We start from the raw sequence: 25536 nt of genomic DNA, 5'->3' as shown, positions 1-25536 counted from the left end.
CGGGACGCTGCGTTTCGGGGCCGGGGGCGGCCGGGCCGACGCGATCGCGCCGGCCCGGCCGGGCCGTCACCAGCCCTTGATGCCCAGCTGCTGGGCCTGTGCCTTCACATCCTGGTCGTAGAGGGCCGCGCCCTCCTTGGCCGAGGAGATGCCGGAGCCGACCTGGATGAGGATCTTCTCCAGGTTCGGGCCCTTGATCGGCGAGAGGAACTCGAGCGCGAGGCCGGTCTTCTTCGCATCCTGGTACGCCAGCTCGTCCTTCACCAGCGCGGGGGCGTCGTCCGGGATCTTGCAGGTGCTGATCGCGAACGGGCCCGCCGGGGTGCCGGCGCTGTTCTGGATGTCGCAGCCCTCCGAGGTGTTGATGAACGCGACCAGCTTCTTCGCGGCGGTCAGCTTGTCTCCGGTGGTCGACTTCGGGATGTAGGCCGAGGTCGGCTCCCAGACGGTGGCGTGCGGTTCGCCCGGGTCGGTCGGCATCGCGAAGTAGCCGATGTCGTTGATCTGGTCGGGGTTCGACTGCAGCACGTTGCTGATGACCGTGGTGATCATCGGGTACTGCGCGCCTTCGCCGGTGGCCAGCATCTTCAGGGCGTTGACGTTGGTGAGCGACGCGTAGTCCTTGTTCGTGAGGCCCTTGTCGAACACCTCCTGGGTGTGCTCGAAGCCCGCGAACGCCGGATCCTTCGAGTACTTCGCGTCGGCCTTGTTCGCCGTGTAGTCCTTCGCCCAGTTCGCGTCCTCCGCGCTCACGTTCGCGAAGTCGCCGAGCACGAAGAGCTGGCTCGTCCAGGTGTCGCCGTAGGACTGGATGATCGGCGCGATGCCCGCGGCCTTGATCTTCTCGCTGTTCGAGATGAACTCGTCCCAGGTCTTCGGCACGGTCAGGCCGAGCTTCTCGTAGACCTTCTTGTTGTACATGATGCCGCCGTCGAAGGTGGTGCCGGTCGGCGCCCCGTAGAGGCCCTTGTCGGTGCTCACGGACTTCTTGAAGTCGTCGGTGAGGTCCTTGGCCCACGCCTCGTCGGTCAGCGGCTGGAGCTGCGTGTCCGGGCGGAGCGCCTGGAGCAGCGATCCCGAGTTGTACAGGAAGACGTCGTTCATGTCGCCCGTGGACAGGCGCGTCTTGACGAGGTTGTCGCCGTCGGTGCCGCCCGGGCGGGTCTCGACCTTGACGGTGATCGAGGGGTTGGCCTTGTGGAAGGCCTTGGCCAGGTCGTTGGCGAAGCTGGTGCTGGCCGGGTCGTTGCCCGCCGCGAGGAGCGAGATCGTCGTGGAGCCGCCGGATCCGCCGGATGCGCTGCAACCGGCAAGGGCTGCGCCGATGAGCGCGACGCCGCCGAGCGTGGCGGCGACCCGTGTCGCCGTCCTGCGAGAGAACATCAAATACCTCCTTGTATTTTCGAGCGCGTCGGCTGCCCGTGGTTTTCGGGTAATTTGAAACGCTTCACTGACCATAGAGGCGACCTGCGTCCGCCGTCAAGCACGAAATATAACGATTCAAATTAGGCGGGACGCGCAACTTAATTGGTTCGATTCAACGACGCCCATCCGCTACCATCGGCCGAGGAGGGATCGCATGGCTTCCGCAAGCGTGAAAGACGTCGCCGCACTGGCGCAGGTCTCGGTGGGCACGGTGTCGAACGTGCTCAACCGGCCGGAGATCGTCGCGCCCGAAACGGTCGAGCGGGTCATGTCGGCCATGCAGAAGCTCTCCTACGTGCGCAACGAGGCGGCCCGCCAGCTGCGCCTCGGGCACAGCCAGGCGCTCGGGCTCATCACGCTCAGCGGCGGCAACCCGTTCTTCACCGACCTGGCGACCGCCGCGGAGGACGCGGCCGCCGACGCCGGCTACAGCGTCATCGTCGGCAACAGCAACAACCTGCGCGAGCGGGAGGCCGGCTACCTGGGGCTCTTCGAGGAGCTCCGCGTGCGCGGCGTTCTGCTCTCCCCCGTCGCCGACCCGGCGCGCCGGCTCCGCCAGCTGCGCGATCGCGGCATCGCGTCCGTGCTCGTCGACCGGGTCAGCACCGACGAGTCGTTCAGCTCGGTGTCGGTCGACGACGTGGCGGGCGGCGCCCTCGCGGCATCCCACCTCATCGACTCCGGCCGCACGCGTCTGGCGTTCGTGGGCGGACCGCTCGAGATCCGCCAGGTCAGCGACCGCCTCGAGGGCGCGCGCCGCGAGGTCGAGAAGCACCCCGGCGTCAGCATCGAGGTCGTGCCCGTCGCCGAGCTGACGGTGATGGAGGGACGGAGGGCCGGCGAGCAGCTGGTCCAGCGGCCTCCGGCCCAGCGGCCGGACGGCGTCTTCGCCGCGAACGACCTGGTGGCGGTCGGCCTGCTGCAGGGACTGTTCATCAACGGTCGCGTGGCCATCCCGGAGGACATCGCGCTGGTCGGCTACGACGACATCATGTTCGCGAGTGCATCCGTCGTGCCGCTCACCTCGGTGCGCCAGCCCAGCCACCTCATCGGACAGACCGGCGTCAGCATCCTGCTCGAGGAGGCCGAGGACCCCGACCTCGAACCCCGGCACGTGCTCTACCAGCCCGAGCTCGTCGTGCGGCGCAGCAGCTCGCTGACCGCCACGGACTGACTCCTGCCGTCGTCGCGCGCGGCCCGCTAGCATCGGACGGAACCGCGACGAAGGGGGACGTGCGTGAACGGATCGAGGCTGCGACCGCGACCGGTGCTCTGGTGGGGCATTGGCCTGACGCTGGGCGGGGTGCTGCTCACGCTGCTGCTGCCCCAGCTGGGCTACACGCTGACACTGCAGCACGACGCGTCGACCGGCGTCGATCAGGGGATGCTCGTGGGGATCGACCTCGTCGTGCGCGTCGTCGCGCAGGTCGTCCCTCCGCTCGGTGTCGCGCTCATCGGCGCGTCGCTGGTGATGACGTACGTCGGCCGGCTGCTCACCGCGGACCCGTCGCGGCGTGCGGCGGTCGCCGGACTGCGGAGCACCCCCGGAGACGACGAAGGCGCGGAACCCGTCGTGTGACGGGCCCGCGCCTCTCGGACGTCGGCCGGAGCGTCAGCTCTGCTGCTGCTGCTGCTCGGCCGCAGCCTTCAGCTCGTCGTACTGCTTGCGCACCTCGGTCATGTCGAGGCCGCGGATCTGCTGGATGAGGTCCTCGACGGCCTCGCCCGGGAGGGCGCCGGCCTGCGAGAACAGGGGGATGCCGTCGCGGTAGGCGACGAGGGTCGGGATGGACTGGATGCCGTACGACGCCGCCAGCGCCTGCTGCGCCTCGGTGTCGATCTTGCCGAACGTGATGTCGGAGTGCTTCTCGGACGCCTTCTCGAAGACGGGCGCGAACATGTGACACGGTCCGCACCAGTCGGCCCAGAAGTCGAGCAGCACGATGCCGTCGGAGACGGTCTGGTCGTGGTTGGTCGAGGTGATCTCGGTGGTTGCCATGTGAGGTGAAACGCCGGTGCACCAGGCGGTATTCCGGCTCAGGCCCCCCGGCGGCCTGTGAAGACGGTGAACCCGAGCGGCACCACGGATGCGATGAGCAGCACCGTGCCGAGCACCTCGTCGGTGGCGTGGACGATCGCCCCCGCGATCAGCACCCCGCCGAAGACCACCGCCGCCACGAGCCTCCGCACCGCGCGGTCGAGCCGCGCCACGCGCTGCTCGAGGCGGGGCGTGCTGACGGCGACGTCGCCCTCCTCGACCCGGGTGACCAGCGCATCCAGCCGCTTGGGCAGTCGCAGAGCGATGCCGGCCACCTCGAGCGCCTGCTTCGCGACGTCCTGCACGACGTTGCCGCGCTCGTCGCGCAGCAGCTGCCCGGCGTACGGCTCCACCGAGTCCCACAGGTTGAAGGCCGGGTCGAGCGCGCTGCACACCCCGGAGGTCAGCGACATGGCACGGATGATGAGCAGGAAGTTCTCGGGCAGCTGGAACGGCAGCGACCGGACCACGTCGCCGAACTCGACCGCGAACTCGCGGAACTCGCGCGGATCCACCTCGCGCAGCTCGGCGAACCCCATCCCGCCGAACCGCCCGAACAGGTGGGTCATCGCGCGCTCCAGCTCCCGGGTGTCGGCGGTCGGGAGCAGCACGCCCACGTCGCGGATCGCATCCACCAGGCCCTTCCCGTCGCGGGAGGCGGCGGCGATCAGCAGCTTGCGGAGGCCGCTGCGCGTGCCCGGCGGCACCTCGCCCATCATGCCGAAGTCGACGAACGTGAGCGTCCACGGCCGGTCGCCCGTGCCGGGGCGCGGCGTGACGAAGATGTTGCCGGGGTGAGGGTCGGCGTGGAAGAAGCCGCTGCTGAACAGCTGGTCGAACATCACCTCGGCGAAGACCGGGGCGACATCGGCCGGGTCGATGCCGGCCGCCCGCAGCGCGTCCGCGTCGGTGATCTTGATGGCGGTGACGTCTTCAAGGGTCAGAACCCGGCGGGTGGTCCGCTCCCACACGACCTCCGGCACGGCGACCCGGTCGTCGCCGTCGAACTCGGCCGCGAACTTCTCCGAGTTGCCGGCCTCGTGCAGGTAGTCGATCTCCTCGAGGCTGGTCGTGGCGAACTCCTCGACGAGTGCCGGCGCATCCACCCGATCGGAGACGAGCCGGACGTGGCTCAGCCACCGCCCGACCCGGCGCAGGGCGGCGAGGTCGACATCAACGATCGCGTCGATGCCGGGACGCTGCACCTTGATGACGACCGCCTCCAGCCCGGTCTCCGCTGCCGTCTCCGGCCTCAGCCGCGCGCGATGCGCCTGCCCGAGCGAGGCCGCCGCGACCGGGGTCTCGTCGACCGACGCGAACGCCCGCTCCAGTGCGACGCCGAGCTCCGCCTCCGCCAGCGCCCGGATCGCCGGGAACGGCACGGCGGGGACCTCATCCTGCAGCCCCTCCAGCTCGCTGGTGATCTCGGGCGGCAGCACGTCGAGCCGGGACGACATGAACTGGCCGACCTTGATCATCAGACCGCCCAGCTCCACCGCCAGCCCGTGGAACCGCTGCGCGAAGCGGCGCATCCGCTTCGACCGCGTGCGCGCGGCGACGCGGGCGAGGCCGATGCGCGGCAGGAACAGCTCGTACCACCAGGTGACGGCGAGGTTCCAGCCCGCGAAGCGCAGGATGCGGCGGTAGCGCGCGCGAGTGGCCGGCGTCGCCGCGGGCCGGTGGGGCACCGCGGCAGGCGCCTGGTCCGACGTCACCCCGTCAGCCCTGGGCGAGGATCGAGTACAGCCGCCGCCGTGCCTCGTCGAGCACGGCCGCCGCCTCCTGAACCTGCTCCGGGGTGCCGGTGCGGTGCACCTGCGCGGCCGCCTGGGCGAGCTCGACGCCCGCCTTCGGCAGGGTGCCGCCGTTCATCGGGCGACGCCCGCCCGCGGTCGCGGTCCCCTCGCCCTGCCACGGCGTCCCCGCCTCGGCGGCGGCGACCTCGCGGCCTGCCTCGGTGAGCGCGTAGGTCTTGCGACCGTTGGACTCCTCGGCGGTGATCAGGCCCTCGTCAGCGAGCAGCTGCAGGGTCGGGTAGACCGAGCCGGCGCTCGGCTTCCAGCTGCCGCCGCTGCGCTCCTCGATCTCGCGGATGATCTGGTAGCCGTGCATGGGCTTCTCGCTCAGCAGGCTCAGGACGGCCGCGCGGACGTCGCCGCGGCCCATGCGCGAGCCGACCTTCTTCTCGAAGGTGGAGCGCAACTGCTCGAACGCCTGCCACATGGCGTCCGGATCCATGCGGGCGCCGAACCCGCCGGTGGGGAATGAAGTGGACATGGGATGCCTCCAGTCGTCAGCGATACTCGACGATATATCGCTGAGAGGCGTTGGGGAAGGGGTCCGGGTCCTCCCTCAGCGAACGCACGGAGACGGCGGAGGCGGGCGTCGCTGCAGCGACTTCGCTTCGCCCCGGGCTAGCCTGCACACGACCGTCCCGAGAAAGACCCCTGTGCACCGCATCCCCTCTCAGCCCCTCCGCTCCTCCTCGGCCGTACTCATCGCCCTCACCCTGGGGCTGGCCGTCGCCGGCTGTACGGTGACCGCCGAGGGCGCCCGGCCGCAGACCGTTCCCGTCGAGGGCGCCGCTCCGGTGACGCCGTCGCCGGGCACCACCGCGCCCCCGACGACGGCCGGCGCCGACGACGGCGGGCGTTCGACGGCGCTCGATGTGCTCGCCGCCCTCCCGGTCAAGGGCAAGGCCCCGGCGACCGGGTACCAGCGAACCACCGACTTCGGCTCCGCCTGGCTGGATGTCGACCGCAACGGATGCGACACCCGCAACGACATCCTCTCCCGCGACCTGACCGATACCGTGCGGAAAGGTTCGTGCACGGTGCTGTCGGGGACGCTCGCCGACGCCTATACCGGCGAGACAATCCACTTCGTGCGCGGACAGAAGACGTCCTCCCTGGTGCAGATCGACCACATCGTGCCCCTGCAGAACGCCTGGATCACGGGAGGTCAGCAGCTCACGCAGGCGCAGCGCGTCAGCCTCGCCAACGATCCGCTGAACCTGATCGCGGTCGACGCCCACTCGAACCAGCAGAAGTCGTCGGGCGACGCGGCCACCTGGCTGCCTGCGGCCAAGGGCTTCCGCTGCGAATACGTAGCCCGGCAGATCTCCGTCAAGGCGACCTACGGGCTGTGGGTGACGAGCGCCGAGAAGGCGGCGATGACCCGCGTCCTCTCCGGATGCCCGGGGCAGCCCGCCGAATCGTCGCAGCTCGCCGCCGCGGGCACGCGGTGATCGAGCAGCGTCATCGAGACTTCTCGCGGTCGCAATCCGGAAGAAACACGCGGCTCCTAGCGTGGTGACATGGGGTCGTTCTCTTTCTCGGAATGCGGACACTGCGGTGAGCAGCAGCCGGTGCTCGGGGACGGGCGGATCGCCATCCACTTCACCCGCGACGGCGACCGCTGCGGCGGCTCCGAGCGCCGACAGGGCGTCGAGGGCGTGAGCAGCGAGCAGGCGCGCCGCATCGAGGCGCAGCTGCGCCAGGCGCTCTGGCAGGCGATGCGGGCGCAGACGTCGTAGGCGGCCGCGCCGCCGGCGCATCTCGGCCGGCGCTGCCCGCCCGCAAGCGTTCTGTCGGAGATTCGCGGCCTTGCGTCGGAGATTCGCGCGTTTGGCTGTCAGATCTCCATCCGCAGAGCCCTGTGTCGGAGATTCCAGACCCGTTCTCCGACGATTGCTCGGGACGCGCGACAATGGTCGCGCCACCGGACGATCGCGAAAAGGAGCCGACCATGGCCGAGACCAGCGTGCCCGAACCGATCCAGCAGTTCGTCGACGCGACGAACCGCGGAGACACCGAGGCCTTCGTCGACGCGTTCACCGACGACGCATTCCTGAACGACTGGGGCCGCGAGTTCCACGGCCGCGAAGGCGTCCGCAGGTGGAACGAGACGGACAACATCGGCGTGAACGCCCACTTCGACATCGTGAGCGTCGTCCCAGCCGACGAACCGGACACCTACATCGCGACCCTCACGGTCACCGGCGACGGCTACAACGGCACCGGCCCGATGACGTTCCGCCTCGACGGCACGCGCATCGCCAGCCTCCGGATCAGCGAGGGATAGCGCGGCAGCTAGCTAGTATCCGTGGTGGGGTGGGACGCGCCTCGTCAGCCGGGCGTTCTGCCGAAACACGAAAGGGGAGCAGCCGACGATGCGTCACCGTTTGCAGCTTCGCCTCGCGCAGGTCGCGGAACTCGTGAACGCGCTGGCAGAGGGCTTCTTGGATTTCTTCCGCCGCTGACGGCCCACGCGGTGGCATTCAGCCCATGATCGGCGGGCATGTCCTCGCCGCGCGTCCCCCGATAACCGGCTCGCGCAGCCGCGTCAACCACCCTGTCGGACCTCGCAGAGTGTCCGCACGAACGACCCAGACGGGTTCCGTAACGTCGCCGACGCCCGCGATCCGAAGCGGCCGGCACTCCGGCCGGCCGCAGCGCGGGCACGGAAAGGATCCCATGGATTACACGAAGAACACCTCCGTTCGGAAGAGCAGCGCCTTCACGGCCAAGCGGGCCGTCGTCGGCGCGGCATCGCTCCTCACCGCCACCGCCCTCGTCGGCGTCGGCGCCCAGGGAGCGTTCGCGACCACGGTCGACGGCGGCGCCTCGGGCTCGGGCTCGGCCTCGAGCTCGTCGGCGCAGGCCACGGCGCAGGCGCACGTGTCGGCCGATGCCGGGCACGACCTGTTCACCGGCCACCTGAGCGGCGCGAAGGCGCAGGCCCTCGCGAAGCGGATCGTGGCCGACAAGCCGCTGTTCGCACTGCTCCCGGATGCGCTGCAGCGCGACGTGACGGCGCTCGCCACCGCGTCGGCCCAGGACCGCACCGCCGACGCGAAGGCGATCGTCCATACGGCGCTGACGGGCGGCTACGGCTCCGCCGTCAAGGACCTCGCCACCCGGCTGAAGGACGCCCGCGGCGACCGTACGGCCGCATCCGGTCTCACCGATCTGGTGCAGGAGCTGCGGTCGGGCGACCTGTCGTCCCCGCAGCTCGGCGACACCGGCGCCACGGTCGCGGCCGATGTGACCGCCGACGCCCAGCTCGCCGCGAAGCTGCCGGCCGCGCTGCGCAGCGACCTGACGCAGCTGGCTTCGGCCCCGGCCGCCGAGCGCACGCCGGACGTGCAGAAGATCGCCGCCACCGCCGTCGCCGGCGGGTACGGCGCCGACCTGCAGCAGCTGGCCCAGCAAGTCGAGCAGGAGATCGCTTCCGGCCGCTGAGCCGGCGATCCCGGCCGCCGCACCCGGCGGTCGAGCGGCCCCGGTGCGTCGTCACGGCGACGCGCCGGGGCCGCTCCCCTGCGCGCGGCCAGCGCCGCCTCGGTCAGGCGTGCTGCAGCAGCGGACCGAGCCGCACCGCGGTGTCGGCCACCAGCGAGACCAGCCCGTCCCGATCGGCGAGCCGCGCCGCGGGCAGTGCCAGGGCGAGACCCGCGATGAGGCGCTGATCACCGCCGCGCACCGGGACGGCGAGGCACCCGAAGCCGGGCGTCAGTTCGCCCTCCTGCGTCGTGAACCGCGTCGGCGACGGCACCGTCCGGGCGGCCTCCTCGGCCAGCAGCAGCCGGCCGAGGGCGGAGACGCTGAGGTCGGAGGCGATCCGCCGCGGGTCGGACAGCGGGAAGTCGGGGTCGACATCCACCGGAACGACGCGCCCGCCCCGGTACACCGCGAGGTGCACGCCGCCGCGGATGCGCGCGCGCAGGTCTGCGACCGCCTCGCGCGCCGTCGCGGCGGCATCCTGGGCCTGGGCGACGTCCGCGAGCTCGGCGACCTTGCGGCCGAGGGCGAACCCGCGCAGGTCGGGCATCCGCACCAGGTACTCGTCCTGCACCAGCAGATTCAGCAGCCGGTAGGCGGTCGCACGCGGGAGGCCCAGTCGCGCCGACAGCTGCTGGGCGGTCACCCCGGGGCCGGCCCGCGCGACCTCCTCCAGCACGGCGAGCGCGCTGTGCACCGCGCCGGGCTGGCGGCCGCTCAGTTCGGGGATCGCGCTCATGGCGTCCCGCCGAGCACGTCCCCCGTCGTCGGCTCGTCGTAGAGCCCGATGCGGCGCAACGCCTCCGGGCGGTGGCGACGGCACACTCCCCAGAGCAGCCACGCGGTGGCGGCGACGAGCGCCAGCAGCAGCACCGCGACCGCCCGGTCGCCGGACCCTTCGAGCCAGAGGTCGAGTCCGAGCGCGGTGAGGAGCCCCGCGGCCGCGATGGCCGCGGCCACGGCGGGGCCGGCCGTTAGCTCCCCGATCCGGCGGAGGAAGAACGGTGTCGCGATGCAGACGAGCGCGTAGGCGGTCATGTAGCCCGCCGCCGCGCACACCACGATCACCCCCATCGCCTGCCAGGCGCCCATCCCCGCCGACACCAGCGCTGCCGGAAGCGCCACCTCGGCGGCGACGCCCACGGCGAGCGCCACGTACGGCGTGCGGAACCGCGGGTGGGTGCGCCCGAGGGCGCGGGGCGCGATTCCCTCCCGGCCGAGCGAGAACAGCACCCGCGCCAGAGCGGTGGTGGATGCCAGGGCACAGGCCAGGAACGAGCTGGCGAGCGCCGCATCCAGCAGCAGCCCGATCCACTCGACGCCCGCGCGCGCCGCGAGGTCGTTGACCGGGCTGTCACTGCGCGCGAGGTCGCCGCCGAGCGCGTCGAACCCGGCGAGCTGCGTGTACGCGGAGAGCAGGTAGAGCACCCCGGCGGCGATCACGGTCCACCGGATGGTGCGCGGGATGGTCGCGAACGGCCGCCGGGACTCGACGCCGAGCGTCGCGGCGCTCTCGAACCCGACGAACGCGGTCACGGCCACCGTCGTCCCGGCCGCGAGCTGCGGGATGCCCACACCGCGCGGGAGGGCGACGTCCCAGAACGACGGCGCCGGCACCCGCACCAGCAGCACGACGATCAGCACCAGGATGCCCGCGATCGACAGCAGCTCGATGACCAGCGTGACACGGGTCGAGAGCCGGATGCCGCGCCACAGCACCAGCAGGCACAGCGCCCCGAACCCGGCGAGGAGGGCGAGTACGACCCCCCGGGAACCGGCCACCGCCGGCATGACGTGCGCCAGCAGCGTCCGCCCGTAGTAGGCAGCACCCAGGAGGGCGAACATCGCCACGAATCCGTAGCCCACGATCATCGCGGCGCTCGTCGCGAAGCCCGCTCGGACGCCGAGACCGCGCGCCGCGAACGTATAGAGGGAGCCGGTCGCGGCCATCCGCCGCGTGAACTGGTTGACCGCATAGGCCACGAGCGCCATCAGGACGCCCGCCAGCAGGAAGGCCAGCAGCGTCCCCGACCCCGCGCGTGCGGCCACGAGCACCGGGCAGGTCGCCGCCGCCGCGGAGGGGGCGACCGCGCCGACCGACTGCGCCAGCACATCCACGAACGACAGACTGCGGCGGTCGAGCCCCGCCATCGGCGAGCGCGCGGGGAGTCCGTCCACCGGCGTGGGATCGGCGATGGCGCGGCTCAGAGCCGTCACGGGGGGCTGTGCTGTCACGGTGTGCTCCTCGCTCGCGAGGTTACGTCGCACGTGTTGCGGCCGGGTTTCGTCGGCGTCACGACCGGATGACCGCCGAATGCGACAGCGCGTGTCCCATTCGGGCGGCGGGGACTCTTCACGGGGGCGGAACGGACGCGCAACACCGCGTCGTGAGACTGGCGGCACCCACTCCCTCTCCCCCTTGGAGGAACCATGACGGCTGCACAGGAGCCTCAGACCCTGCTCGGCGATCCGGTCGCGCTGCGCGGGCCGGGCGCCGCCCGCCAGCTCTCCGGCCGGCTCGGCGTCGGATCGATCGTGTTCATGGTGGTCGCCGCGGCGGCCCCGCTCACGGTCATCGGCGGCGGCTTCCCCGTCGCCGTGCTGCTCGGCAACGGCGCCGGCGTGCCGAGCATGTTCGCGATCGGTGCGATCATCCTGCTGTTCTTCGCGGTCGGGCTCAGCGCGATGAGCCGCTTCATCCCGCGACCCGGCGCGTTCTTCACGTACGTCGGCTACGGGATGGGCCGCCCGCTCGGTCTGGCGGCCGCCTATCTCGCGCTCCTGACGTACACGACCGTGCAGGTCGCGGTGTACGGCTACCTCGGCGCCACGCTCGAGTCGTCCGTGGTGGCGCTGCACGGCCCGGACATCCCCTGGTACGTCTACTCGCTGGCGATGATCGCCCTCGTCGGCGTGCTCGGCTACCGGCACATCGAGCTGAGCTCGCGCGTGCTGGGCGTGCTGCTGATCGCGGAGGTCGGAATCGTCATCGTGCTGAGCGTCGTGATCATCGGCACCGGCGGAGCGGAGGGACTGTCCCTCGCGCCGTTCGAGCCGAGCACGGTGCTCTCGGGCTCCCCCGGCATCGGGCTCATGTTCGCGCTGGCCGGGTTCATCGGCTTCGAGTCCACCGCGATCTTCCGCGACGAGGCCAAGGAGCCCGAGAAGACCATCCCCCGCGCCACCTACATCGCCGTGATCGCGATCGGCCTGTTCTACACGTTCGCCTCCTGGGCTCTGGTGATGGGATGGGGCCCCGCGAAGATCGTGGACGTGGTCGCCTCCGACACCGGCGGCTTCATCGTCAACACCGCGGTGCACTACCTCGGCACCGTCGGCGGAGTGATCGTCAACGTGCTGCTGATCACGAGCCTGTTCGCCTGCGTCCTCTCGTTCCACAACGTGGTGACCCGCTACCAGCACTCCATGTCGAACGCGTCGGTGTTCCCGGCCATGATCGGCCGCGTGCACGGGAAGCACTCGTCGCCCTACGTGTCGTCGCTGGTGCAGACCGTCACGGCCGCCGTGCTGATCGCCGCCTTCGCGCTGTTCCGGCTCGACCCGGTGCTGCAGGTGTTCACCTGGTTCAGCGGCATCGCGACCCTGGCGATCGTGGTGCTGATGGCGCTCACGTGCCTCGCCGTCATCATCTACTTCGCCCGGAAGAAGACCGGAGCAGGGCTCTGGCGCACCGTCATCGCCCCCGTGATCGGGCTGCTCGGCCTGGTGGGCGTGACGCTCATCATCGTCGACAACTTCCCGCTGCTGATCGGCGACGTGGATGCGAAGGGCACCCCCGTGCTCGGCCCCCTCTCGATCGCCTTCTTCGCGGCGATGCTCGCCTTCCCCGTGATCGGCGTCGTGCAGGCCCTCATCCTGCGCCGGACCCGGCGCGACGCCTACCAGAACATCATCGACACCATCAGCGCCTAGGAGATCTCGCACCATGACCACCGAACTGCCCATCACCCTCCCCCACGACGACACGGCCGCCCCGGGCCCGCTCTCCAGCCTCACCGCCGCGGAGATCGAGGCGGCGGCCCGCATCCTCCGCGACGCCGGCGCGGCCACCGACACGTCCCGCTTCGTGTACGTCGGCCTGCTCGAGCCGGACAAGGCCGATGTGCTGGCTGCGCTCGCCGGCGAGGCGGACGCCCCCGACCGCGAGGCGCGCATCCTGCTGCTGGATGTCGCGACCGGCGCCAGCACCGACGCCGCCGTCTCCCTCACCCGCGGAGAGGTCATCGCGCTCGTCCCGATCGACGGGTCGCGCGGCCAGGTGCCCATCCTCGAGGAGGAGTTCGAGGCGATCGGCGGGATCCTCGCCGCCGACGCCGACTGGCTGGCCGCGCTGGCGAAGCGCGGGCTGACCAGCGAGCAGGTCGTCTACGCGCCGCTCTCCCCCGGCTCGTACGACATCCCCGGCGAGGAGGGCCGCCGCATCATCCGCGTCTTCGCGTTCCGGATGGACCACGCCGACGACCACCCGTGGGCGCACCCCGTCGACGGACTGTGCGCCTACGTCGACATGATCGCCCGTCAGGCGACCCAGGTCGTGGATGCGTTCGAGCTGCCGGTCCCCGAGGAGCCGGGCAACTTCCACCTCGAGACGGAGCGTCCCGCGCCGCTCGACACGCTCAAGCCGATCTCGATCACCCAGCCGGAGGGTCCCAGCTTCCAGGTGGACGGCGACCGCATCACCTGGGCGAACTGGTCCCTCTCGCTCGGCTTCGACGCCCGCGAGGGCCTCATCCTGCGCACCCTCGGCTTCGCCGACCCCGACCAGGGCGGCGCGGTGCGCCCGGTGGTCTACCGCGCATCCATCGCCGAGATGGTGGTGCCGTACGCGGACCCGTCGCCGACGCGCTACTGGCAGAACTACTTCGACACCGGCGAGTACCTGTTCGGCCGGTTCGCCAACTCGCTGACGCTCGGCTGCGACTGCCTGGGCGAGATCCGCTACCTCGACGCCGTGGTGTCCGACGAGTTCGGCCGGCCCAAGACCATCGAGAACGCGATCTGCATCCACGAGGAGGACTACGGGACGCTGTGGAAGCACACCGACCTGTTCACCTCGGCCAACGAGGTGCGTCGCTCTCGGCGGCTGGTGATCTCGTTCTTCACCACCGTCGGCAACTACGACTACGGCTTCTACTGGTACCTGTACCTCGACGGCACGATCGAGTGCGAGGCGAAGCTGACCGGCATCCTGTTCACCTCCTCCTACGTGGAGGGGTCGGCGACGGCCAGCGAGGTCGCGCCGGGGCTCGGCGCCCCGTACCACCAGCACCTGTTCTCAGCGCGCCTCGACATGATGGTGGACGGCCTGGCGAACGCGGTCGACGAGGTGGATGCGGTGCGCCTGCCCGTGAGCGACACGAACCCGTACGGCAACGCCTTCACGAAGCACGCGACCCGCATCCTGAGCGAAGCGGAGGGCGCACGCTCGGCCGACGCCTCGGTCGGGCGCACCTGGCACATCGTCAACACCGAGAAGACGAACCGGCTCGGGAGGCCGACCGGCTACGTGCTGCACGCCGAGCAGAATCCGACGCTGATGGCGGACCCGTCGGCGTCGGTGACCGCGCGTGCGGCGTTCACGACCAAACAGCTGTGGGTGACGCAGTACGCGAGCGACGAGCGCTACCCGGCGGGCGAGTTCGTCAACCAGAACCCGGGCGGCGACGGGCTCCCCGCGTACATGGCGGCCGACCGCTCGCTCGACGGCGAGGACATCGTGCTCTGGCACACCTTCGGCCCGACCCACTTCCCGCGGGTCGAGGACTGGCCGGTCATGCCCGTGGACTACGCGAAGTTCACGCTGAAGCCGTACGGCTTCTTCGGCCGGAACCCCGCCCTCAACGTGCCGGCGGAGGCGCCCGCGCACTGCGCGCCCGGCCACCACGCGCACAGCGACCACTCGCACGGCGACCACGGCGACCACTCCCACCACGGATGATCGAGGCCCTTCACCTCGGCAGCATGCTCCCGGCCACGCTGGGAGCATGCTGCGTCGCCGGGACCGCCGACCGCCGCTCGCCGCTCACCTGGTTCGGGATGCTCGCCATGCTGGCCGCGATGGCGGACACCATGCTGCTCCCCCGCCCGCTCGTCCCTGCGATCGTCTGGGCGGCCCTCCTGCTCGCGACCGGCGTCGCCACGGCGCTGGCCCAGCGACTGCGTCCCCGGGTCGAGTCCGCGGCGCATCCCGCCCGGACGATGGCCGTGCACCGCGCCCTGCAGGCGATCCTGATGGCCGGGCTGATCGTCGCGGCCGGCGGACACCACGCGGCGACCGCCCCGGGCGACGCACACGCCGGCCACGGTGTGCCGGTGACCGCGGCTCTGGCGGCGGCGGCGCTCGCATTCGCGGTGGTCTCCGTCGCGGTCGCCGCCCGACGCCGGCTGCCGCTCCTCCCGCGCGCGGAGGCGGCGCTCGGCGGCGCGGCGGTCGCGCTGATGGCGGTACCCCTGCTCGGCTGACGCCCGCTCGCCTCGCTTGCGTCGGAGATCCGGCGCCGTACATCGGAGATCCGGCGCGATCCGCCACGGATCTCCCGCCACAGAGCGTTCCGTCGGAGATTCCGGAGGTGCTTTCCGACGGTAGTGCGCACCACCACCGCGATTGGCCCGCTCAGCCCGTGAAGCCGCCCAGCGCATCCTTCGCCAGCGCCTCCCGCAGACGCTCGAGCGCCGCCGGGTCGACGTTCACGATCGACTGCCCGTCGGCCGACGTCCCTGTTCCGCCGGTCGGGAGGGTGAACGTGTGGATGCTCGACATGCCCGACAGCCGCATACTCGCTGCGAGGCCCAGCATCGTCTGGAGGCCGAAGCCCTGGTCGACCTTCACGTACGAACCGGCGGTGGCGGCGAACGACGTGAGCTTTCCGGGGTCGGTGAGCACGGAGAGGCTGAGCAGCTTCGACCCGAACGCGCGCATCAGCGCCTGCTGGTCCGCCACCCGCTGGTAGTCCGCGGTCGGGAACGCGTACCGCTCCCGGGCGTAGGCGAGCGCCTCTGCGCCGTCGAGGTGGTTCATCCCCTTCACGAACGTGTAGTGCGGCGACTTGACGGTGGTGAAGCCGACCGGGCTGTCCACATCCACACCGCCGAGGGCGTCCGTCATGTCCTTGAGGCCGGAGAAGTCGATGATGGCGACGTGGTCGATCCGCGTGCCGAGCAGCTGCTCGACCGTCTGCACGGCGAGCGGGGTTCCGCCCCAGGCGAGGGCCGCGTTGATCTTCGCGGTGCCGTTGCCCGGGATGGGGACCCACAGGTCGCGCATGATCGACATCACGTAGACGTTCCGGCGGTCGGCGTCGATGTGCACCAGCATCATCGTGTCGGCGCGCTGGTTCGTCACCCCCGCCGCCCCGGTCCCGGTGGGCGCGCCCCGCGAGTCCGACCCGATGAGGAGGACGTTCATCGCCCCCGTCTGCGTCGCGGCCGGCCGGGACGCATCCGCCGGGAACGCCCGCTGGATGTGCGAGACGTGCGAGTCGAACGAGCTCGCGACCGACCCGGCGTAGATCGCGCCACCACCGATCACGACGGCCACCGCGGTGGCGACGATCGCGACGACGGCGGCCAGGGCGACGAACCACCAGTGGTGGTGACGGCCGGACTTCTGTGGGCGGTGGTGATGATGAACGGCGAAGGAGACCACGGTCCTCGCCCCCCTCCGCGTCTGATCGGGGACGCATAGGCTGCAGAGTTAGATGAGATTTACTCACCTATCCGCAGAGTAGGACGGAACGGTCTACGTGTCCTCATTTCTGAGGACATTCTCTGTACCCCAGTTCGAGGGTCGATCGATCGGTCGTCCCCGGGTCAGGGGATGCCCGGCAGCGCCCACCCGACGGTGGACGCCGATTTCAGGATGCCGCCGCGCCTTACTCGACCGTGAGGACGAGCTTCCCGCGCACGGCCCCCGACTCGCCCACCCGGTCGGCCTCCGCGACCTGGTCGAGCAGGAACGTCGCACCGACCGGGATGCGGAACCCGCGCTCCTCCGCAAGCCGCAGGGCCAGCGGGATCGCGTACTCCGCGCGGCCGGAATCGCCTCGGCTGAACCGGACGCCGTAACGCTGCGCGCCCGGGTAATCGGCGATCGTGACGACCCGATCCGCACCGCCCGCCAGCTCGATCAGCTCACCCAGGACGCCGCTGCCCGCGACGTCGAGAGCCCGGTCGACGCCGGCCGGAACGAGCGTCCGGACCCGGTCCACCATCCCCGCGCCATACGCGACGGGCTCGGCCCCCAGGCCGCGGAGGTAGTCGTGCGTCGCCGGACTCCCGGTGCCGATCACCCGCGCGCCGCGGTACACGGCGAACTGCACCGCCGCGCTGCCGATGCTGCCCGACGCCCCGTTGATGAGCACGGTGCTCCCGTCGGCGACGCCGAGCTGGTCCAGAGCCCGCGCGGCCGTCTCCACGACAGACGGCAGGGCAGCCGCCGTGACGAAGTCCAGCGACGCGGGGATCGGCGCCCACGTCGACAGCACGGCGAACTCCGCCTGGGCGGCGCCCCCTCCCCCGATGCCGGCGACCGCGTCGCCCGACCGGACGCCCGCGACGCCGGCGCCGATCTCATCCACGATGCCCGCCGCCTCGTAGCCCAGCGTCTGCGGAAGTTCCGGGTCCAGTTCGCCCCGGCGCTTCTTCCAGTCGCTGCCGTTCACCCCGGCAGCCCGGACCCGGATGCGCACCTCCCCCGGACCCGGATGCGGCTCCGGCAGGTCCACGATCTCCAGGACCTCGGGGCCGCCGAACCGGCTGAACTGCGCCGCCTTCATCAGTGCGACAGGGAGGCCAGGTACTCGCGGATCCCGTCGGTCACCAGCAGGTGGTCCTCCTCCGAGGTGAGGCCGGATGCGGTGACCGCGCCGACGACACCGGTGCCGGCGACCCGGATCGGGAACGACCCACCGGTGAGCGCGTAGTCGCGCGCATCCAGCCAGCCGAGCCCCTTCATGTCCACGTCCGCCAGCCGCAGTGCGACGAGGGCGCTGCTCGCCTCGAACCGGTGCACGACGGCCGCCTTCTTGCGGATCCAGTCCTGCTGGTCGACGGTCGTCCCCGGCAGCATGGCGCGGAACAGGACGTGCTCACCACGCCGGATGTCCACGGCCACCCCGGAGCCCGCCGCGAGCGCCCGCTCGATGATGAGGCTCCCCAGACGCCAGGATGCGGCGAGATCGAACGACGGCAGCACCAGCTCCCGCTCCTGCTGCTCGAGAAACGGGATCGAGAGTTCGGTCATCGTCGTCCTTCGGTCGGGGGGGTCGAAGTCGGCGCGCGTCGCGTCACGCCGACACTAGCCGACCCGAGCCCTCGCGGGTGGACTTCACCCGCCGGCCTCCGACTCAGGCCGCTGCGGTCCGGGCGTCCTCGTCGAACGCGGCCGTCAGGGGCGTCGTCCTGAAGCCCCTGATGATCAGCCAGAGGCCGAGTGACAGTTCGAATACAGCCACGGGAAGCGCCGCGACGGCCGAGAGCGCGGACACCTGGGGGTAGGCGCCGAAGAAGACCGCGATGTCGGAGGCGAGCAGCAGCGGGGCGCCGATGAAAGCGACGATCGGGAAGATGCGCGGGACGATGGCGGACCGATAGAGGAGGTAGCCCAGGAGCAGGTCGCAGGCGACCGGCATCAGGCTCTGGGACAGCAGGAAGGTCCAGTTGTAGTTGGCCAGGAGGCTGTGTCCCGTTGTGGTCAGCGCTGCGTTCGTGCCGGCGGCGCCGCCGAGGTCGTGCCGCAAGGTCGTCATCGTGAGCAGACTGACCACGCTCACGAAGGTGAGGCAGGTCTCCAGGAGCCGCGCGGCCACCAGGCCCAGGGCGGCGGTCTGACTGATTCGTCTTGTGAGCGGGTACAGCACGATCGCGGTGGCGATGCCGGCCAGGCCGACCACGACCTCGGAGAGCACGCCCCACTGGAGTGCGGTGATGGTTCCCGCCCCCAGGATGAACGCGCCGACGTCGTTCTTGATCGGGGCATAGAGCGCGAGTGTCGGGATGGAGACGAACGTGATCACGTACAGGATGCCGACGGCAAGTGAGATCCGTCGGGAGGGACGCATCCGTGGTCGCTGAAGGGCTGCGCTCGCCGGAGGGATGGTGGTGTCTGTGGTCATGGTGTGCTCCCCGTATCGGCGGGGCCACGTCGACATGCACGACACTCGCTGTGCCCTCAGTATGCGCCGGGACCCCACGCGACTGTGTGCATGAACGGGAACCTCGATTCCGCGGGTGACGGGGTGCAACACGGTTCGCTACCCTCGGAGAGATCACCACAACATCGGAGGTCTCCGTGGCGCAGCAGGTCATTGTTCAGCTCGTCGACGACCTCGACGGCACCCCGATCGACGACAACAGCGGTGAGACCATCGTGTTCACCATCGACGGTGTGGAGCGTGAGATCGACCTGTCCGCCGAGCACGCCGCGCAATTCCGCGAGGCCCTCGCCCCGTACATCACGGCCGGCCGCCGTCGGACGAAAGCTGCCGCACCCGCGAGAGGCGCCAGGTCAGCGAAGCCGGACCTGCAGGCGGTCCGCACCTGGGCGAATGCGAACGGGCACGAGGTCGCGTCGCGGGGCCGGGTTCCGGCCGCGGTGGTCGACGCGTACAACGCGGCGACAAAGAAGTAGGCCGTGGCGCCCGAGCCGGCGCTGCCGAGCACGGCCCCGCGAGCAGAGTCCGACCGCCGGCCCAGGCAGAGAAGGTAAGGCCCGATCCTTCGCCGGTCTGCCGTCGAACCACCAGCGCGGGTGTAGTTTCTCGCTGTGTCGGAACCTGACCCCCAGCCCCCGAAGCGTTCCCTCAGCATGCAACGAATCGCGCTCAACCGGGCCCGGGTGTTCGCCTTGACCGCCATCGTGGTCGGCGCGGTGATGACGCTGCTCGCCGCGCCGCTCGTCTTCTCGAACGGGAACGTCGTCATCCACGTCGGGCAGCTTGTTCTCGCCATCGCCGTTCTCGTGCTCGGGATACTGCGGCTGCGGAACGCGCGGAAGGAGCTGCGCGCGTTCGAGGAGGAGAACGGTCCCGGCGCCGGCGACCAGAAGCCGGTGCGCTGACGGCTGCCAGTTCGCACGCGCTCGACGGCTGCTCAGGTATCCCCATCCGCCGAGCTGAAAGTCCCTTGTCGCGGCGAAGGCGAAGTCAAGAAGTTCGATGGTAGACAGGCCTGGTGATCTACGCCCTGATTCCGCTCGGCGGCTTCGCGGTCATCGCGGGATGCGCCTGGCTCTTCATCAGAAGGAATCTCAAGCGCACGACGCACGCGAACGGCATCATCGTCGGCAAGCGCTTTGCGCCTTCGCACGGGAGCCTGGCGGCGAACGGGGCCCCGGGAGACGGGCGTGTCGTCGTCGTCCCGGATTCCTACATCTTCGAAGTCAACGACGACGGGAGGACCGGCACCGCTGTCGTCTCCAAGGAAGTATTCGACGTCTACGAGGTGGGCGACTACTTCGCCGGGTGACCGTGGGGAGGCGAGCCGACCGCTGACCAGAGTCGCGACCAGCGGCGGCGTTGCTCACACCACTCGGGCACAGCGAGGCATCAGGCTGCGACGCTCGAAGCTCGGCCCGCGGACACCGCATCGATGATGACCTCCGCCACCGCCTCCGGCCGGGAGACGCTCAGAGCGTGCGAGCCTCCCGGTACCTCACGGACCACCCGAGCCTTCGCCCGCGCGGCCCCCGCGCGGTGCTCTGCGACAGGGATGTTCCGGTCCTGGTCGCTGAACACGCACCATGAGGGGATGCTCTTCCACGCCGGCGTCTCGGCAGACAGCGGTTCCGTGAGCGCCGCCTGAGTGACCGGGCGCTGCGTCGCCGCCATGAGTGCGGCCGTCTCCTCCGGCACGTCTGCGCAGAACTGATCGCGGAAGACGGAGGGCCGGATCACCAGCTCCACACTGCCGTCGCTGAGCGTGCGCGGCGAGAGGGCGTCGGCGAGGGTGCTCCCGGGGAACTCCGTCGAGAGGTCGAACGCCGTCTGACCGTGCTCGGGCACGAATGCGTTGACGTACACGAGCGCGCTCACGTTGTGGTTGCCTGCAGCGCCCTCGGAGATGACGAGCCCTCCGTAGGAGTGCCCCACCAGGACGACGGGTCGGCCGACCGCAGCGATGACGTCGCGAACGTACGCCGCATCGCCCGCAAGGCTGCGCAGTGGGTTGGCAACGGCGATGCACTCGATACCGTTGCGGTTCAGGATTCCGATGACGCTGTTCCAGCTGGCGGACTCGGCGAATGCGCCGTGCACTAGCACGACGACGGGCTTCTGGTCCGTCGTGCTCTCGGTGTACTCGAGGGTGGGTTCGTTCATGGTCGTGCTCCTTGATGGATGGTGTCCGAGGACGCGGTCGCGTCCTTCCCGCCAGCTATGACCGGAACCCCGCTCACGGTGTGACCAGCCGGCGCCGTCGCTCACCAGTGCCGAAGCTTGCCCGCGTCGGTGACGAGCCACACACCCTCCACCAGGCCACGTCGCCCCTCCACGACGACCACCGCGGTGGGCCGTCCATCGCGGGACGCCAGCAGGCCCGGCCGCCCGTTGACGGAACGGAGGTCGAGCCTCAGACCGGCCGGAGCGCCGAGTGCGACACGCAGCAGGGTGACGGCGGCGGTGATGCCCGCGGCCGGACCCGGAGCGCCCTCGGCGCCCCCGGAATCGACGACGACTCGAACCTCAGGCCCGAGCAGCCGCGCGAGCTCCGCGATGTCGGATGCCAGGCACGCGTCGCGGAACCCCTCGATGAGGGCCGCGTGCTCGGCCTCACGCCGCGTCGATCCGCGGCGCCGCGACCTGATCCGCGCGCTCCGTCCCGCTCTGCCCGATCGCCTCATCCGTTCGTCCTCCACCGGGGTCGCCATCGTCCACGGGCTGCAGCCTGTCCTCGAAGAAGATGCGCGCGAGAGCGCCGCGCACCCTTTCCGCGAGTCGCAGCCGACCGGCCTCGTCCGGACGCACATCGTCCGCTCGCACCGCCGTCGGGCCGGCCAGACGGTAGCGCTCGGCCGCATCGACATCCGAGTGGACCTCGACGTACTCGCCACCGGGCAGCCGGACGATGCGCCCGGTCTCGTAACCGTGCACGAGGATCTCCCGGTCGCGCTTCTGCAGCGCGAGGCAGACCCGCCGCGTCACCAGGAAGGCGACGACCGGGCCGAGGACGACGATCGCCTGGTACAGCGCGACGACCGACTCGACGGTGACGTGGAAGTGCGTCGCGACCAGGTCCGCGCTGCCCGCTCCCCACAGGGCGCCGTAGAAGACGAGGGCGGCGACGCCGAGCCCGGTGCGGGTCGGCTCATTCCTGGGGCGGTCGAGGATGCGATGGTCCAGCCGGTCACCGGTCACCCACTGCTCGACGAACGGGTAGACGGCGACGGCGAGGAGGTACAGGCCGACGACGGCCAACGGGACGAGGATTGCGAGCGTCCAGGTGCGACCGAGCCACACCACCTCCCACCCGGGCGGGACGAGGCGCAGCGCGCCGTCGAGGAACCCGGTGTACCAGTCGGGCTGGCTTCCCGCCGACGCGGCGCCGGGTGAGGACGGCCCGTACAGCCAGATGGGGCTGATGGTGACCGTCGCGGCGACCAGGAGCAGGCCGCCGGTGACGAGCGCGAACAGTCCGCCCGCTCGCACGGCGAGGTTCGGCCAGACCGGGACCCCGACGACGCGCTCTTCGGTGCGGCCGGGCCCGGCGAACTGCACCGGCCCGTTCACGTACGCACTCCGGGCACGGGCGGCGATCAGCACGACGAGCAGCACCGGAACGACGGCTACGTGGATGGGATACAGGTTCTCGATGATCCGCCCCGGGAACTCCCCGCCGAACAGCAACGCGGAGAGCCAGGTGCCGACGACCGGGATGCCGAGCACGATCCCTTCGACGATCCGCAGGCCCGTGCCCGAGAGCATGTCGTCGGGGAGGGCGTAGCCGCTCCACCCGCCGATGAGCGCGGTGATCAACAGCCCGAAGAGAAGCACCCACGAGAGGCGGCGCGGGCGCCGGAACGCTCCGGTGAAGAAGCTGACGGCGAGCTGCAGGATGAGCGCCGCCGGCAGCAGCAGGGCCGCCCAGTGGTGCGCCTGCCGCACCAGCAGGCCGCCGGGGAGCTCGAACGTCACGGCCAGGGTCGACCGGAGCGCCTTCGACATCTCCGCGCCGGCGAGCGGGAGGTACGGCCCGTCGTAGGTCACGCGATCGCTGGAGGGCGCGTACGCGAACATTAGGATGAACCCGGTCACGAACAGCACGACCACGCAGGCGAAGGCGACCACTCCGAAGAGGTTCGTCCAGTGCAGCGGCGCCCGGCGCATCCTGAGCTCCTCGCGCAGCCCCACGGCGCGGCGGCCGGCGGAGGTGTTCGACACGACCCGGGACAGGCGGGCGGTGACGGAGGGGTGGATCCTACGGTCGACAGGCATCAGAAGCTCCCGACTCTCTCGCGGTCGGCCACCTCGCGGTCGGCCACCTCGAGGTCGCCCGTCTCGCCGGCGAAGGCGCGGCGCGGATGCTGCACCGAGAGCAGCGAGACGATGTCCTGGCCGAAGAACACGGCGCTCGCCCAGATGAGGAGCACCCGCACCTTGCGCTCCCAGGTCGGGATCGCGAGCACGTGGTAGCCGCGGTGCATCACCCAGGCGAGGAAGCCGGTGATCACGATTCCGCGCCACTGGAAGATCCCCGTGCCGAGTCCGAGAGTCGCGACGACGCCCAGGCTGTGGTGCACGTAATCCTTCGGCTGCTCGCCGTGGAGCGTCGCGACGATGTTCTTCGCCAGCCGTTTCGCCTGCCGTACGGCGTGCTGGGCGTTCGGGACGGTGATGGCGCCCTCGATGGGCGATGCGAGGTCGGGCACTGCGGCGTCGTCGCCCGCCGCCCAAGCGTCGGGCACGACCGCCTCCGGCGTTCCCACCCGCAGGTCGGCGCGGACCATGACCGATCCGCGCGCGGTGACCGGCAGGTCGGTGTGGTTGGCGACGACCGGGTTCGCGCCGTTGCCGGCGGTCCACACGATGGTGTGCGCGTCGAACTCCTGACCGGTCGAGAGCACCAGGTGGCCGCCCTCGGCCGAGACGAGCTGCGCATCCAGGTGGATGTGCGCCCCGCGGCGCTCCAGTGCTCGCACCACCCAGCGTCCCGGCTCGTCGGTGACCTCCGGGAGGATGCGGTTGCGCGCCTCGATGAGGTGGAACGACAGGTCCGCGAACGTGAGCTCGGGGTACGACTTCAGCAGCGCGGTCGCGAGCGAGAGCGTCTCGCCGAAGCCCTCGACGCCCGAGAACCCGCCGCCGACGAACGCGACCGTCAGCAGGCGGCTCCGATCCGGTCCGGGTGGCAGCACGGCGGCGCGGTCGAAGGCGTCGAGCAGGCGGTCGCGGATGGCGACGGCCTCCTCGACGTGCTTCATCCCGATCGCGTTCTCGATGACGCCCGGGATGGGGAACGTGCGCGTCACGGCGCCCGCGGTGACGACGACGATGTCGTAGCCGAGCTCGAACGGCTCGCCGTCCTTCGGCAGCACCGTCACCGTCTTCGACGCGTGGTGGATGCGGGTGACGCTCGCGTGGATGAGCCGGGTCCGCTTGAGGTGGCTGCGCAGCGGGATGGCGGCGTGCCGGGCCTCGATCGACCCGGCCGCGACTTCGGGCAGGAACGGCTGGTACGTCATGTACGGCCGCGGATCGATCACCACGATCTCCGCCTCGTCGCGCCGGAGCTTCTTCTCCAGCTTCCATGCGGTGTAGAAACCGGCGTACCCGCCGCCGACCACGAGGATCCGGCGCATCACAGCCTCCCTGTCCCGGGACCGGCGCCACGCCGATCCTCTCAACAGCTATGACAAGACAGCAGGCTGTTCTGTGACAGGTCAGGCCGGTACGGGCAGGTGCTCCAGCTTCTCGGGGTTCAGCACCCACTGCAGGCGGCGGATGCCGTCCGCAGTCACATCGAGCGCGATGAACGCGACGACGGCACCGTCGCGAACCAGCACCGCCGCCGGCCCGCCATTCGCCTCGACGACGTGAACGGTCCCATCCCAGAACCGCGTGTGGAACGCGTGCACGTACTTCGCGACCGTCTCCCGGGTGAACACGGGGATGCGCGACGCGCGGGCAAGGCCGCCGCCGTCGGAGTAGCTGACGATGTCCGCGGTGAAGATCCGCTCGAGCTCGGCGATGTCGCCCGACTTCGCCGCGTCGAGGAACGCCTCCAGCATCCGCCGCTGCTCCTGCCTGCCGGCCTCACGCACATGCCGCTGCTCGGCGAGATGCTTGCGCGCCCGGCTCACCAGCTGCCGCGCCGACGCCTCGGTGCCCTGGATGATCTCCGCGATCTGCCGGTACGGGTAGTCGAACGCCTCGCGGAGCACGTACGCGGCGCGCTCCGTCGGCGAGAGCGACTCCAGGAGCACGAGCACGGCGAACTCCAGCGCCTCGCCCCGCTCCGCGCCGAGCAGCGGGTCGGCGCTCGTGTCGACCGGTTCGGGCAGCCACGGACCGATGTAGGTCTCGCGCCGCACGCGCGCCGACTGCGCCTGGTTGATGGCGAGCCGGGTCGTCGTGGTCGCCAGGAACGCGGCCGGTTCCCGCACGACGCTGCGGTCGGTGCTCTGCCAGCGCTCCCAGGTGTCCTGGACGATGTCCTCGGCGTCGGCCACGGTGCCGAGCATCCGGTAGGCGATGCCGAACAGGCGCGGCCGGACCGCCGCGAACGTCTCCGCTGCGGCGGTCAGGTCGTCGGCGTGCGCTGTCTCCCCGGACATGGTCG

27 protein-coding genes are annotated in these 25536 nt (G+C 70.8%); 12 read left to right on the top strand and 15 right to left on the bottom strand.

Translation table 11 applies throughout. The features are described 5' to 3' along the window. Positions 1 to 66: 66 nt before the first annotated feature. Positions 67 to 1383 carry an ABC transporter substrate-binding protein gene (locus J2W45_RS00520; RefSeq protein ID WP_310128088.1) on the bottom strand — a complete coding sequence of 439 codons (1317 nt, stop codon included), beginning with the start codon at positions 1381 to 1383 and terminating at the stop codon, positions 67 to 69. 196 nt (positions 1384 to 1579) lie between these two features. Here J2W45_RS00520 and J2W45_RS00515 point away from each other — a divergent pair, with 196 nt between their 5' ends. Next, positions 1580 to 2599: a LacI family DNA-binding transcriptional regulator gene (locus J2W45_RS00515; RefSeq protein ID WP_310128087.1), complete on the top strand. Its 1020-nt coding sequence runs from the start codon at positions 1580 to 1582 to the stop codon at positions 2597 to 2599. A gap of 63 nt (positions 2600 to 2662) precedes the next feature. Beyond that, positions 2663 to 3004, top strand: coding sequence for a hypothetical protein (locus tag J2W45_RS00510; protein ID WP_310128084.1), 342 nt, complete (start codon positions 2663 to 2665; stop codon positions 3002 to 3004). Positions 3005 to 3037: 33 nt separating this feature from the next. Here J2W45_RS00510 and trxA read toward each other — a convergent pair whose 3' ends face one another. The 3 genes from trxA to J2W45_RS00495 are packed head-to-tail and all read right to left on the bottom strand — an operon-like array spanning position 3038 to position 5740. Beyond that, positions 3038 to 3424 (bottom strand): thioredoxin, encoded by a 387-nt coding sequence (gene trxA / locus J2W45_RS00505; protein WP_310128082.1) that lies wholly within the window; start codon positions 3422 to 3424, stop codon positions 3038 to 3040. A 38-nt stretch (positions 3425 to 3462) separates the two neighbouring features. Continuing rightward, positions 3463 to 5178 carry an ABC1 kinase family protein gene (locus tag J2W45_RS00500; protein WP_310128081.1) on the bottom strand — a complete coding sequence of 572 codons (1716 nt, stop codon included), beginning with the start codon at positions 5176 to 5178 and terminating at the stop codon, positions 3463 to 3465. A 4-nt stretch (positions 5179 to 5182) separates the two neighbouring features. Further along, the gene (locus J2W45_RS00495) at positions 5183 to 5740 is read right to left on the bottom strand and encodes a PadR family transcriptional regulator (RefSeq protein WP_310128079.1); all 558 of its coding nucleotides are present in this window, start codon (positions 5738 to 5740) and stop codon (positions 5183 to 5185) included. 172 nt (positions 5741 to 5912) lie between these two features. Between J2W45_RS00495 and J2W45_RS00490 the strand changes: the two genes are divergently transcribed. The 4 genes from J2W45_RS00490 (at position 5913) to J2W45_RS00475 (ending at position 8706) form a co-directional block, all read left to right on the top strand. Continuing rightward, positions 5913 to 6710 carry an HNH endonuclease family protein gene (locus J2W45_RS00490; protein WP_310128078.1) on the top strand — a complete coding sequence of 266 codons (798 nt, stop codon included), beginning with the start codon at positions 5913 to 5915 and terminating at the stop codon, positions 6708 to 6710. Positions 6711 to 6779: 69 nt separating this feature from the next. Then, positions 6780 to 6998 (top strand): hypothetical protein, encoded by a 219-nt coding sequence (locus J2W45_RS00485; RefSeq protein WP_310128077.1) that lies wholly within the window; start codon positions 6780 to 6782, stop codon positions 6996 to 6998. A 212-nt stretch (positions 6999 to 7210) separates the two neighbouring features. Next, positions 7211 to 7546: a nuclear transport factor 2 family protein gene (locus J2W45_RS00480; protein WP_310128075.1), complete on the top strand. Its 336-nt coding sequence runs from the start codon at positions 7211 to 7213 to the stop codon at positions 7544 to 7546. Between the two features lie 392 nt (positions 7547 to 7938). After that, on the top strand, positions 7939 to 8706 hold the full coding sequence (locus J2W45_RS00475) for a hypothetical protein (RefSeq protein ID WP_310128074.1): 768 nt from the start codon (positions 7939 to 7941) through the stop codon (positions 8704 to 8706). Positions 8707 to 8809: 103 nt separating this feature from the next. Here the strand turns inward: J2W45_RS00475 and J2W45_RS00470 are convergent, their stop codons facing one another. Together J2W45_RS00470 and J2W45_RS00465 are read right to left on the bottom strand one after the other, a co-directional pair. Next, entirely contained in the window at positions 8810 to 9484 is a 675-nt protein-coding gene (locus J2W45_RS00470; protein ID WP_310128073.1) for a helix-turn-helix domain-containing protein, read from the bottom strand. Next, positions 9481 to 10980 (bottom strand): APC family permease, encoded by a 1500-nt coding sequence (locus tag J2W45_RS00465; protein ID WP_310128072.1) that lies wholly within the window; start codon positions 10978 to 10980, stop codon positions 9481 to 9483. The genes J2W45_RS00470 and J2W45_RS00465 overlap by 4 nt, the downstream gene beginning before the upstream one ends. 195 nt (positions 10981 to 11175) lie before the next feature. Between J2W45_RS00465 and J2W45_RS00460 the strand changes: the two genes are divergently transcribed. The 3 genes from J2W45_RS00460 to J2W45_RS00450 are packed head-to-tail and all read left to right on the top strand — an operon-like array spanning position 11176 to position 15228. Next, a complete protein-coding gene (locus tag J2W45_RS00460) occupies positions 11176 to 12678 on the top strand; it encodes an APC family permease (protein WP_310128071.1) in 1503 nt (500 codons plus the stop codon). A gap of 13 nt (positions 12679 to 12691) precedes the next feature. Then, the gene (locus J2W45_RS00455) at positions 12692 to 14704 is read left to right on the top strand and encodes a primary-amine oxidase (protein WP_310128070.1); all 2013 of its coding nucleotides are present in this window, start codon (positions 12692 to 12694) and stop codon (positions 14702 to 14704) included. Beyond that, positions 14701 to 15228 carry a hypothetical protein gene (locus tag J2W45_RS00450; protein ID WP_310128069.1) on the top strand — a complete coding sequence of 176 codons (528 nt, stop codon included), beginning with the start codon at positions 14701 to 14703 and terminating at the stop codon, positions 15226 to 15228. Before J2W45_RS00455 ends, J2W45_RS00450 begins: the two co-directional genes overlap by 4 nt. A 151-nt stretch (positions 15229 to 15379) precedes the next feature. On the opposite strand, the gene J2W45_RS00445 is transcribed toward J2W45_RS00450, so the two are convergent. From J2W45_RS00445 to J2W45_RS00430, 4 genes are all read right to left on the bottom strand, one after another. Beyond that, entirely contained in the window at positions 15380 to 16411 is a 1032-nt protein-coding gene (locus J2W45_RS00445) for an LCP family protein (protein ID WP_310128068.1), read from the bottom strand. A 226-nt stretch (positions 16412 to 16637) separates the two neighbouring features. Further along, positions 16638 to 17540 carry an NADP-dependent oxidoreductase gene (locus J2W45_RS00440; RefSeq protein ID WP_310128067.1) on the bottom strand — a complete coding sequence of 301 codons (903 nt, stop codon included), beginning with the start codon at positions 17538 to 17540 and terminating at the stop codon, positions 16638 to 16640. Continuing rightward, the gene (locus J2W45_RS00435; protein ID WP_310128066.1) at positions 17540 to 18007 is read right to left on the bottom strand and encodes a heme-degrading domain-containing protein; all 468 of its coding nucleotides are present in this window, start codon (positions 18005 to 18007) and stop codon (positions 17540 to 17542) included. The genes J2W45_RS00440 and J2W45_RS00435 overlap by 1 nt, the downstream gene beginning before the upstream one ends. Positions 18008 to 18110: 103 nt before the next feature. After that, positions 18111 to 18878 carry a DUF4386 domain-containing protein gene (locus J2W45_RS00430; RefSeq protein WP_310128065.1) on the bottom strand — a complete coding sequence of 256 codons (768 nt, stop codon included), beginning with the start codon at positions 18876 to 18878 and terminating at the stop codon, positions 18111 to 18113. A 176-nt stretch (positions 18879 to 19054) separates the two neighbouring features. Here J2W45_RS00430 and J2W45_RS00425 point away from each other — a divergent pair, with 176 nt between their 5' ends. The 3 genes from J2W45_RS00425 (at position 19055) to J2W45_RS00415 (ending at position 20229) form a co-directional block, all read left to right on the top strand. Continuing rightward, positions 19055 to 19393 carry a histone-like nucleoid-structuring protein Lsr2 gene (locus J2W45_RS00425; protein ID WP_310128064.1) on the top strand — a complete coding sequence of 113 codons (339 nt, stop codon included), beginning with the start codon at positions 19055 to 19057 and terminating at the stop codon, positions 19391 to 19393. Positions 19394 to 19570: 177 nt separating this feature from the next. After that, a complete protein-coding gene (locus tag J2W45_RS00420; RefSeq protein WP_310128063.1) occupies positions 19571 to 19822 on the top strand; it encodes a hypothetical protein in 252 nt (83 codons plus the stop codon). A 113-nt stretch (positions 19823 to 19935) separates the two neighbouring features. Continuing rightward, entirely contained in the window at positions 19936 to 20229 is a 294-nt protein-coding gene (locus tag J2W45_RS00415) for a hypothetical protein (protein ID WP_310128062.1), read from the top strand. Between the two features lie 80 nt (positions 20230 to 20309). On the opposite strand, the gene J2W45_RS00410 is transcribed toward J2W45_RS00415, so the two are convergent. The 5 genes from J2W45_RS00410 to J2W45_RS00390 form a co-directional block, all read right to left on the bottom strand. Then, on the bottom strand, positions 20310 to 21080 hold the full coding sequence (locus tag J2W45_RS00410; RefSeq protein WP_310128061.1) for an alpha/beta fold hydrolase: 771 nt from the start codon (positions 21078 to 21080) through the stop codon (positions 20310 to 20312). Positions 21081 to 21181: 101 nt separating this feature from the next. Then, complete coding sequence (locus J2W45_RS00405) at positions 21182 to 21601, bottom strand: sigma-70 family RNA polymerase sigma factor family protein (protein ID WP_310128060.1); 420 nt, start codon at positions 21599 to 21601, stop codon at positions 21182 to 21184. Continuing rightward, the gene (gene qcrB, locus J2W45_RS00400) at positions 21531 to 23192 is read right to left on the bottom strand and encodes a cytochrome bc1 complex cytochrome b subunit (protein WP_310128059.1); all 1662 of its coding nucleotides are present in this window, start codon (positions 23190 to 23192) and stop codon (positions 21531 to 21533) included. Before qcrB ends, J2W45_RS00405 begins: the two co-directional genes overlap by 71 nt. After that, the gene (locus J2W45_RS00395; RefSeq protein WP_310128058.1) at positions 23192 to 24556 is read right to left on the bottom strand and encodes an NAD(P)/FAD-dependent oxidoreductase; all 1365 of its coding nucleotides are present in this window, start codon (positions 24554 to 24556) and stop codon (positions 23192 to 23194) included. Before J2W45_RS00395 ends, qcrB begins: the two co-directional genes overlap by 1 nt. Positions 24557 to 24637: 81 nt before the next feature. Next, a complete protein-coding gene (locus J2W45_RS00390) occupies positions 24638 to 25531 on the bottom strand; it encodes an RNA polymerase sigma-70 factor (protein ID WP_310128057.1) in 894 nt (297 codons plus the stop codon). Positions 25532 to 25536 lie beyond the last annotated feature (5 nt).

It is taken from the genome of Leifsonia shinshuensis, assembly GCF_031456835.1.
Classification (GTDB): domain Bacteria; phylum Actinomycetota; class Actinomycetes; order Actinomycetales; family Microbacteriaceae; genus Leifsonia; species Leifsonia shinshuensis_C.
Note: the sequence above shows the minus strand (reverse complement) of the source record. Positions and strands in the feature narration are given on the sequence as shown.